The sequence below is a fragment of the Azospirillum sp. UFLA03-27 genome (assembly GCF_059803775.1).
Genome location: NZ_JAUQTX010000276.1, coordinates 1 through 8,429, shown reverse-complemented (window position 1 = coordinate 8,429; position 8,429 = coordinate 1). Strand labels below are relative to the sequence as shown.

The window sequence follows — 8,429 nt, the reverse complement described above, 5'->3', positions numbered from 1 at the left end:
GCGTATAATCGTCGGCAGCGTCAGATGTGTATAAGAGACAGACCCACGGCTGTTCCGTCTGGCCCTGATCGCCGCCTGGTTCGGCAAGCCCTTCGCCGGGCTTCTGCCGGGTCGGCTGGGCGCGCTGCTGGCGCTGGCCCCGAAGTCGGTGCCGGGACCGAGCCACTGCGACCGTCCGGGCAGCCATCCGGCGGTCGGGCCGCGCCGCAAGCGCGCCGCCCTGCTGGTCGGCTGCGCCCAGCAGGTGCTGGCTCCGCAGATCAACGAGGCGACCATCCGCCTGCTGAACCGCCAGGGGGTCGAGGTCGTGGTGGCCAAGGGGGCCGACTGTTGCGGCGCCCTGACTCACCACATGGGCAAGACCGACCTCAGCGACGCCGCAGCGAAGAAGACCATCGACGCCTGGATCGCAGAGATGGACGGGGAGGGGCTGGACGCCATCATCGTCAACACCTCGGGCTGCGGCACCACGGTGAAGGACTACGCCTTCCAGTTCCGCGAGGACGCGGAATACGCGCCCAAGGCGCTGCGCGTGGCGGCCATCGCCCGCGACGTGACGGAGTTCCTGGCGGAGATCGGTCTGACAGCCCCGGTGATCGAGACGGGGCAGGCCATCGCCTACCACTCCGCCTGTTCCATGCAGCACGGCCAGCGCATCAAGGATCCGCCGCGGACTCTGCTGCGCGGCGCTGGTTTCGAGGTGAAGGAGATCCCGGAGGCGCATCTCTGCTGCGGCTCCGCCGGCACCTACAACATGCTCCAGCCGGAGATCGCCGTTCAGTTGCGCGACCGCAAGGTCCGCAACATCGAGAGCACGAAGGCCGCCGCCATCGCCGCCGGCAATCTCGGTTGCATCACCCAGATCGCCACCGGGACCGGGCTGCCCATCGTCCACACGGTCGAGTTGCTGGACTGGGCGACCGGCGGCCCGAAGCCCGACGCGCTGAGGGACAGCCCGGCCTTCGCCGGTCCCGCCCAGGCGCGGGGTGCTGCAGTGCACGCTGCGGAGTAGGCTGGAAGAGGGACCACCGACCCGCTTGGACTTTTCGCGCCGTATGGCTAGGTTGGCGCCAACGGGACGATGAGGCGCTCAGTGGACAGCGGGTTCAAGGACGAGAGCGACAGCGGTTACGGGATCGGGCGGCGTCTGTCGGCCTGGGGGGTGCATGCCTTCACGGGCAGCGGCGTGGTGCTGGGGTTGCTGGCGCTCCTCGCCGCGGTCAACGGCGAGGCCAAGGCGTGCCTCGGCTGGCTGGGGCTGGCTCTGGTCGTCGACGGGGTGGACGGCACGCTGGCCCGCCGCGCCTCGGTGAAGGAGGTGCTGCCGGGCATCGACGGGTCGGCGCTGGACCTCGTGATCGATTATCTGACCTACGTCGTCGTTCCGGCGGTCTTCATGTACCGCTTCGGCCTGCTGCCGGACGGGCTGGGCGTCGCGCTGGCCGCCTTCATCATGATGACGTCGCTCTACTGCTTCTCGAACACCGGGATGAAGAGCGGCGACAACTACTTCGTCGGCTTTCCGGCGATCTGGAACGTGGTCGCGCTCTATTTGTGGATTCTGGCGCTTGACCCGTGGATCAACACCTCGGTGGTGCTGGTTCTCGGCCTGCTGACCTTCACGACGGTCAAGTTCCTGCATCCCTTCCGGGTACGCCGCTGGATGCGCCTGAATCTTCTGGTCAGCGGCGCGTGGCTGGCCTCCAGCGCGGCGTTGGTGGTCCTGTATCCGGACCGTCCCGACGCCGTCTGGTACGTCTGGCTGGCCAGCAGCGCCTATTACGCCGCGATCTGCGCGTGGCGGACGCTGCGCGGGCCGGCTGAGGCGTAAGGCGCCCCTGGGCTTCGCTCAGGGTTTCTCGGGGGCGGTCTCCCGGTTGATGTCGTCCTTGGCGTCGCGGGCCTTCTGCTGAATGGCCGCGCCGGCGTCCTGCATCATGCGGCCGGCCTCGGAGCCGATGCCCTTGGCGGCCTCGCCCACGCGCTCCGCGGTCTGGTCCACCGCGCGCCCGATCTCCTGGCCGGTCTTCTCCGCCGACTGCTGGTCGTCGCAGGCGGCCAGCAAAGGCAGGGCCAGGAGCGGAAGGGCAAGGACGGCGGTGCGAATCCCGTTACGACGAGCCATGGAATGGCCTCCACAATTGATCCATGGAGGCGTAACGGTTCACGGGGGCGTTTGGTGCCCGTCCTCCATCAAAAGGGGAGCCTTCCTCAAAAGCGGTAGGAGGCGGTGATGGCGACCACCGGCCAGAAGCGCGCGGCGCGGATCGAATCCTCGACATCGCGGCGCTGGTCCTCCAGCACGGCGGCGATGGCCGGCGTGGTCGCCACGCCCGGCGCGCTCAGGCTGACCCGCGGCTTGCCCTGGAACAGCACGCCGAGATCCACGCCGACGCTGAAGTTTGGGCTGAACACCGTGCCGTTGTAGCCGATGCCGGCATAGGGGGCGAAGCGGTCGAACTTGGCCTCGCCGTCGAGCTGCCCGGCCTGCTGCGGCGTGACCACCACCCCGCCGAAGCTGCGCGGGCCGGACAGGGTGCCGGTCAGATCGGCCTTGTTGTAGTTGATCCGCGCGCCGCCGCTGATGCGGAAGCCGGTGCCGGCGACCGGATAGAGGTCCAGCACCGCGCCGAAGCTGCGCAGTTTCACATCCAGGTCGTAATCGACGCCGGAGATGCCGCGGTCGGTGCTGAAGGTGAACATGTTGCCGCCCAGCCGCAGCCCGAACAGCGGATTCACCCGGTAGCCGGCCTCCAGCCCCAGACCCAGCGTGCTGGCCTGCGCGCCGACATGGAAGGGGGAGTCACCCCGACCATCCATGGTCTGGGCGGCGGCGGCGGAGGCTCCGGCAACAGCGAGGGCGAAGGCGAGAAGGGCGGCGGTGCGCATGCGGCGTTTCCCCTTGAGACGTCTCGATCGAACGGGGAACGCGGAGCAACCGCAAAGGTTGCGGCCGGCGTGGGGCGCCGGCCGCGTTTCAGCTGGCTGTGGCCAAACCGCCACAGCGATGGGGCCTGAGCGTGCTCAGAACTGGTCCTCGCTCAGCGCCATGACCGTGCGGTGGGCGGTCAGGATCGGCAGCAGCAGGCCCGGCCCCTGGGCCAGGATCTGCTCGGCGTAGAAGCGCGCGGTGACCAGCTTGGCCTCCAGGAAGGGCGCGTTGGCGCCGGGCTGGCGCAGCCCCTCCAGCGCCTTGGCGGCGGAGCGGGCGAGCATCCAGCCGCCGGCCACCGTGCCCCATAGCTTCAGGTAGTTCACCGCCCCCGCCGCCGCGGCGCGCAGGTCGCCGTCGGCCTGGGTCTTCACCACCCAGGCCACCGCCTGCTCCAGCGCGTCCAGACCGGCGGACAGGTTGGTGCGGATCGCCTCCATGTCGTCGCCGGGGATGCTCTCCAGCTCCGCCACCGTGGCGCGCATCTCGGCAATGAAGGTCCGGGCCGACTCGCCGCCGTCGCGGCCGGTCTTGCGGAAGGTCAGGTCGTTGGCGTGGATGCCGTTGGTGCCCTCGTAGATCGGGGTGATGCGGGCGTCGCGGTAATGCTGGGCGGCGCCGGTCTCCTCGATGAAGCCCATGCCGCCGTGGATCTGCACGCCGGTCGAGGCGACGTCGCAGCCGATGTCGGTGCTCCACGCCTTCACGATGGGGGTCAGGATGTCCACGCGGGCGGTTGCGGCGGCGCGCACCGCGGCGTCCTCGTGGTGGCGGGAGACGTCGAGCTGGGTGCCGGCGTAGAGCGCCAGCGCGCGGGCGGCCTCCGTCTTGGCGCGCATGTCCAGCAGCATCCGGCGCACGTCCGGGTGGCGGATGATGGCGACGCCGGAGCCCTTCGGGTCGGCCAGATCCTTGCTCTGCACGCGGCCCTTGGCGTAGTCGCGGGCCTGCTGGTAGGCGCGCTCGGCGATCGCCACGCCCTGGATGCCGACGCCGAGGCGGGCGTTGTTCATCATGGTGAACATGTATTCGATGCCGCGATTCTCCTGGCCGACCAGGAAGCCGATGGCGCCGCCGTCGTCGCCGAAGGCCATCACGGCGGTGGGGCTGGCCATGATGCCCAGCTTGTGCTCCAGGCTGGCGCAGCGCAGGTCGTTGCGCGCGCCCGGCGTGCCGTCCGCGTTGGGCAGGAACTTCGGCACGATGAACAGGCTGATGCCCTTGATGCCCGGAGGCGCGTCGGGCAGGCGGGCCAGCACCAGATGGACGATGTTGTCCGTCAGGTCATGCTCGCCGTAGGTGATGAAGATCTTCTGGCCGGTGATGCGGTAGGTCCCGTCCTCGGCCCGCACCGCGCGGGTGCGCACGGCGGCGAGGTCGGAGCCGGCCTGCGGCTCCGTCAGGTTCATGGTGCCGTTCCACTCGCCGGCGATCATCTTCGGCAGGTAGAGCGCCTTCTGCTCCGCGCTGGCGTGCTCGGTTAGCAGATCGACGGCGCCCTGGGTCAGCAGGGGGCACAGGCCGAAGGACAGGTTGGCCGCCTGCCACATCTCGTTCACCGCGAAGGCGACGGTCCAGGGCAGGCCCTGCCCGCCATACTCCGGCTCGAAAGGCAGGCTGTTCCAGCCGCTCTCGGTGAACTGGCTGTAGGCGTCCTTCCAGCCGGTCGGCGTGCGGACCACGCCGTTCTCCAGCACCGAGCCTTCCTTGTCACCGACCCGGTTCAGTGGGGCGAGAACGCCGGAGGCGAACTTGCCGGCTTCCTCCAGCACGGCGTCGACCAGATCGGGGGCCGCCGAATCGCAGTTCGGCAGCGCGGCGACCGTTTCGAGGCCGACCACCTCGTTCAGGACAAAGCGGAGGTCATCGACCGGAGCGGTGTAGGGAATCATGGATGGAGCGGCCTCCCGTGACCCGATTGTGCGTGCCCGATTGCGCGTGCCCGATGGTCCGTGAACGCGTCTTGGGCGGTTTACGTGCGCGTCACCATACCGTACCGAATGGTGCATGGCGAGCCTCGCCGTCGGGCATGAATATTGGCATCTGGGTTGCGGTGCGAACAGCGCGGCTGCGACGCAGGAGGAACGGCCAGACTTGGCATCACGGTTGCAAGAGTGGGGCAGCACCGCTCACAGGGGTTCCTCCCATGACCATCGCCGCCGCCCTTGCCCGTCAGGCCGAATCCGCCGTCCAGGCCGCGAAGACCACCCGCGGGCCGGAGACTGTCGAGGCGGCGGTCCGCAACGCCAGCGCCAAGACCGGGGTCGATTTTTCCTACCTCATGGAAAAAGCTGCCGTGGAGAGCGGGTACCGGACGGACGTGAAGTCCTCCTCCTCCTCGGCAACCGGGCTCTACCAGTTCATCGACAGCACATGGCTGGCGACGATGCGCGACCATGGGGCGGACCACGGCTACGCCAAATACGCCAACGCGATCCAGACGCGCGGCGACGGGCGCCCCTACGTCACCGATCCCGACCTGAAGCGCGAGATCCTGGACCTGCGCAAGGACCCTAACGCCTCGGCCCTGATGGCCGCGGAATACACCCGCGACAACAAGGAGTATCTGGAGGACACGGTCAAAGGGAAGGTCGGCTCCACCGAACTCTACATGGCGCATTTCCTCGGGGCGGGCGGGGCGTCGAAGTTCCTAAACGCCATGCGGGACAACCCCAACCGCGCCGCCAAGGAGCTGTTCCCCGACGCCGCCTCGGCCAACAAGGCGGTGTTCTTCGACAAGGACACCGGCCGGGCCAAGTCGCTGAAGGACATCTACGACCGCTTTGCGACGAAGTTCGCGGAGTCGCCCAACGCCGATTTCGCGCCGGCCCAGACCGCCATCGACCGGGTGCGCCGGCAGGACATGCCGGACGGCTTTACCACCCAGGTGCCCAGCATGCCGCAGAAAGCGCTGAATGGCACGCCGCTGTCGATCTACCATGTGCTGGCGCTGAACGCCCTGGAGACGCCGGACGAGGTGGACAGCATCTCCGGCAGGCCCGCCCGCGGCCGCCGTCCGGACGGCGAGGACAAGGACAACCGCCGCATGCGCGACCAGCCGGTCCGTACGGATCAGAACGAGCACACGGGGCTGGGCCTCGGGCTGGGCCTGTCCAAGGTGGTCGGGCAGGGGACGGTGGCGGGGACGTCAGCCGGGACTGCGGCTGGAGCGGAGGTGAGCAAGGCGGCGTGAGCGGCTGACCGCCGGGCTACACGCCCCTGAGGCGATTGCGGGCTTCCGCCGCTATGGCCGCGAAGACCCGGCGGTCGCCGGGCAGCAGTGCGTCGGCGGTCAGCCGGCGGTGCGGCTCGAACCGCAGGCCCGCCCGGTGCGCCGCCGCGGCGCTTCCCCAGAAGGCGGGGGGCCGACGGCTCAGGCCCGCCGCATGGCGCGGCTCGCGCCACCGCACCTCCCGCAGCACGTTGGTCAGGTCGAAGTCGATGAGGGTCCGCCGTCCGCCCGGGCCGGTCAGGTGAATCCAGGCGTGGAAGGGGAAGGACTCCGTTTGCCGCCGCTGCTGCGCCGGATCGGGCGGGCGGACGTCTGCGGGCGTCGCCGGGTAGCCGAGCCAGCGCCCCCGGCCATGGGCTTCGGACTTGCGGAAGGCCACGCGGCCCAGCGCGACCTCGGCCCGGCCGTGGCCCAGAGCCTCCAGCAGCATCGCCCCGGCGAAAGCGTAATACTGGCATCCGCCCAGCCGGTGGGTGTGCACCAGATCGCGATGCAGCGGGTGGGCGGTCACAGCTTCATGCACCGCCTGCCGGACGCGCTCCCGCTCCGGAGGCAGGGCTCCGGCCACGGACGTGCCGCGCACCGGCGCCGTCTCGGCCTCGCCCAGCATCAGGCGCATCCACGCCGACATCGCCAGCAGCATCGCCGCCTCCGTTCCGCGGTTACCGACCGACTCCTAAGAACAGGTCGGAACCGCGAAAGGTCGCACGGGGCGGGCAGGGGCCCTCTTTCGGGTGAGGCCCTTACGGCAGCATCTTGCCGGGGTTCAGCAGGCCCTTGGGGTCGAGCGCCGCCTTCATGGCGCGCAGCAGGTCGAACTCGACCGGGCTCTTGATGACCGGCATCTCGTCCTTCTTGAAGCGGCCCACACCGTGCTCGGCGGAGATGGAACCGTCCAAGTCGAAGATGACCTCGTTCACGACGTGGCAGATCTCGTCCCAGCGGGCGAGATAGGCGGCGGTGTCGGCGCCCTCCGGCTGGCTGAGGTTGAAGTGGATGTTGCCGTCCCCGACATGGCCGAAGGGGGTCGGGCGGATGCCGGGGCAGGCCGCGGCCACGGCGGCCTCGGCGCGCTCGATGAACTCGGCGACGCGCGACACCGGGACCGACACGTCGTTCTTGATCGAGCCGCCCTCGAACTTCTGCGCCTCGACGATGGCCTCGCGGATGAACCAGAGCTGGTTGGCCTGGGTTTCCGACTGGGCGATGGTGGCGTCGGTGGCAAGCTCCGCCTCAAAGGCCTCGCCCAGCGCCGCCTCGACCGTCTCGCGGAAGGCGTCGGACTGGGTGCCGGCGGTCAACTCGGTCAGCACGTACCAGGGCGACGGTTCCGACAGCGGGTCGATGGTGCCGGCGACGTGCTTGAGCGCGAACTCCAGGCAGCGGCGCGACATCAATTCGAAGGCGGCGACAGCGTCGCCCGACGCCTCGCGCAGGCGGGCCAGCAGTTCGATGGCGGCGGCGGGGCTGGGCACGGCGATGAAGGCCGTCTCCGCTTGGCGCGGGCGCGGGTACAGCTTCAGCACCGCGGCGGTGACGATGCCCAGCGTGCCTTCCGCCCCGATGAACAGGTGCTTCAGGTCGTAGCCGGTGTTGTTCTTGCGAAGGCTGCGCAGGCCGTTCCAGACGCGCCCGTCGGCCAGCACCACTTCGAGACCCAGCACGAGGTCGCGCATGTTGCCGTAGCGCAGCACGTTGATGCCGCCGGCGTTGGTCGAGATCAGCCCGCCGATCTGGCAGGTGCCCTCCGCCCCCAGGCTCATCGGCAGCAGGCGGTCCTTGTCCTTCGCGGCCTCCTGCGCGGTCTTCAGCACGACGCCGGCCTCCGCCGTCATGGTGTAGTTCAGCGTGTCGATGCCGCGGATCTTGTTCATCCGCGACAGGCTGATGACGATTTCGCGCCCTTCCTCGTAGGGGATGGAGCCGCCGACGAGGCTGGTGTTGCCGCCCTGCGGGACGACCGGAATGCCGGCCTCCGCGCAAATCTTGACGACCGCCGCGACCTCCTCGGTGCTGGCCGGGCGGACCACCGCCGGGCTGTTGCCCTTGAAGCGCCCGCGCCATTCCGACAGGTAGGGGGCCATGTCCTCCGGCGCGGTGAGAAGGCCGTTCGGGCCGACGATGGCGCGGATCTGGTCGAGGGCGGCGGTGAGGCTGGCGGCGGCAGGGCTGGCGGAGGTCATGGGCGGACGGTCCGGGGGCTGGAGAGAGCATCGCCCCCACCCCTGTCTCTTATACACATCTCCGAGCCCACGAGACTATAAC

8 protein-coding genes are annotated in these 8,429 nt (G+C 69.5%); 3 read left to right on the top strand and 5 right to left on the bottom strand.

Annotation, left to right across the window (positions count from 1 at the left end; all coding sequences use genetic code 11):
• Nucleotides 1-148: 148 nt before the first annotated feature.
• Together Q4I23_RS27740 and pcsA are read left to right on the top strand one after the other, a co-directional pair.
• On the top strand, nucleotides 149-1,012 hold the full coding sequence (locus Q4I23_RS27740) for a heterodisulfide reductase-related iron-sulfur binding cluster (RefSeq protein WP_498528348.1): 864 nt from the start codon (nucleotides 149-151) through the stop codon (nucleotides 1,010-1,012).
• An 81-nt stretch (nucleotides 1,013-1,093) separates the two neighbouring features.
• Nucleotides 1,094-1,831 carry a phosphatidylcholine synthase gene (gene pcsA, locus Q4I23_RS27735; protein ID WP_454017954.1) on the top strand — a complete coding sequence of 246 codons (738 nt, stop codon included), beginning with the start codon at nucleotides 1,094-1,096 and terminating at the stop codon, nucleotides 1,829-1,831.
• An 18-nt stretch (nucleotides 1,832-1,849) separates the two neighbouring features.
• Here pcsA and Q4I23_RS27730 read toward each other — a convergent pair whose 3' ends face one another.
• From Q4I23_RS27730 to Q4I23_RS27720, 3 genes are all read right to left on the bottom strand, one after another.
• Entirely contained in the window at nucleotides 1,850-2,125 is a 276-nt protein-coding gene (locus Q4I23_RS27730; protein WP_454017955.1) for a hypothetical protein, read from the bottom strand.
• Nucleotides 2,126-2,211: 86 nt separating this feature from the next.
• A complete protein-coding gene (locus Q4I23_RS27725) occupies nucleotides 2,212-2,889 on the bottom strand; it encodes a hypothetical protein (protein ID WP_498528347.1) in 678 nt (225 codons plus the stop codon).
• A gap of 135 nt (nucleotides 2,890-3,024) precedes the next feature.
• Nucleotides 3,025-4,824 carry an acyl-CoA dehydrogenase gene (locus Q4I23_RS27720; RefSeq protein ID WP_454017957.1) on the bottom strand — a complete coding sequence of 600 codons (1,800 nt, stop codon included), beginning with the start codon at nucleotides 4,822-4,824 and terminating at the stop codon, nucleotides 3,025-3,027.
• Between the two features lie 254 nt (nucleotides 4,825-5,078).
• On the opposite strand from Q4I23_RS27720, the gene Q4I23_RS27715 reads away from it, so the two are divergent.
• On the top strand, nucleotides 5,079-6,125 hold the full coding sequence (locus tag Q4I23_RS27715; protein ID WP_498528346.1) for a lysozyme family protein: 1,047 nt from the start codon (nucleotides 5,079-5,081) through the stop codon (nucleotides 6,123-6,125).
• Between the two features lie 16 nt (nucleotides 6,126-6,141).
• Here Q4I23_RS27715 and Q4I23_RS27710 read toward each other — a convergent pair whose 3' ends face one another.
• The gene (locus Q4I23_RS27710; RefSeq protein WP_498528345.1) at nucleotides 6,142-6,807 is read right to left on the bottom strand and encodes a hypothetical protein; all 666 of its coding nucleotides are present in this window, start codon (nucleotides 6,805-6,807) and stop codon (nucleotides 6,142-6,144) included.
• 100 nt (nucleotides 6,808-6,907) lie between these two features.
• Nucleotides 6,908-8,347, bottom strand: coding sequence for an FAD-binding oxidoreductase (locus Q4I23_RS27705; protein WP_498528344.1), 1,440 nt, complete (start codon nucleotides 8,345-8,347; stop codon nucleotides 6,908-6,910).
• Nucleotides 8,348-8,429: the final 82 nt, after the last annotated feature.

Excerpts from the sequence above, each read along its gene's own strand:
- Q4I23_RS27720 (WP_454017957.1), bottom strand. The coding sequence starts at position 4,824 with ATGATTCCCTACACCGCTCCGGTCGATGACCTCCGCTTTGTCCTGAAC.
- Q4I23_RS27715 (WP_498528346.1), top strand. The coding sequence starts at position 5,079 with ATGACCATCGCCGCCGCCCTTGCCCGTCAGGCCGAATCCGCCGTCCAG.
- Q4I23_RS27710 (WP_498528345.1), bottom strand. The coding sequence starts at position 6,807 with ATGCTGCTGGCGATGTCGGCGTGGATGCGCCTGATGCTGGGCGAGGCC.
- Q4I23_RS27725 (WP_498528347.1), bottom strand. The coding sequence starts at position 2,889 with ATGCGCACCGCCGCCCTTCTCGCCTTCGCCCTCGCTGTTGCCGGAGCC.
- Q4I23_RS27705 (WP_498528344.1), bottom strand. The coding sequence starts at position 8,347 with ATGACCTCCGCCAGCCCTGCCGCCGCCAGCCTCACCGCCGCCCTCGAC.
- Q4I23_RS27730 (WP_454017955.1), bottom strand. The coding sequence starts at position 2,125 with ATGGCTCGTCGTAACGGGATTCGCACCGCCGTCCTTGCCCTTCCGCTC.